The organism is Bradyrhizobium sp. Mp27 (assembly GCF_029953005.1).
Taxonomy (GTDB): Bacteria; Pseudomonadota; Alphaproteobacteria; order Rhizobiales; family Xanthobacteraceae; genus Bradyrhizobium; species Bradyrhizobium barranii.
The window spans coordinates 1-274 of the sequence record NZ_JASAUS010000745.1; the positions used below are offsets into that span (position 1 = coordinate 1).

A 274-nucleotide genomic window follows, 5' to 3' on the forward strand; every position below is an offset into this window, starting at 1 on the left:
TGCGAGGGCGAAGATGGGCTTACACGTCGAACATCGCCAGCACAAAGCTCTCAACAATCGGGCCGAGAATTCTCATCAGCCGACGCGGCGACGCGAGCGGATCATGACGCGATCGTCCCATCAGGCTCAACGCTTTCTGTCCGTTCACGATCAGGTCGCGAACCTTTTCCACATCCCCTATCCCGGTAGCCGCCACCGCCGACTTCCGTCGTGCTTCGCGCGAGCGAGCCTTTGCGACTTGGCGCGAGATCTCCATGACAAGCGCTATCGCCGA

1 pseudogene is annotated in these 274 nt (G+C 60.6%); it reads left to right on the forward strand.

Features of this window, described 5'->3' with window-relative positions:
- Positions 1-274: pseudogene (locus QJT78_RS52525) on the forward strand (IS6 family transposase); the annotation flags it as partial.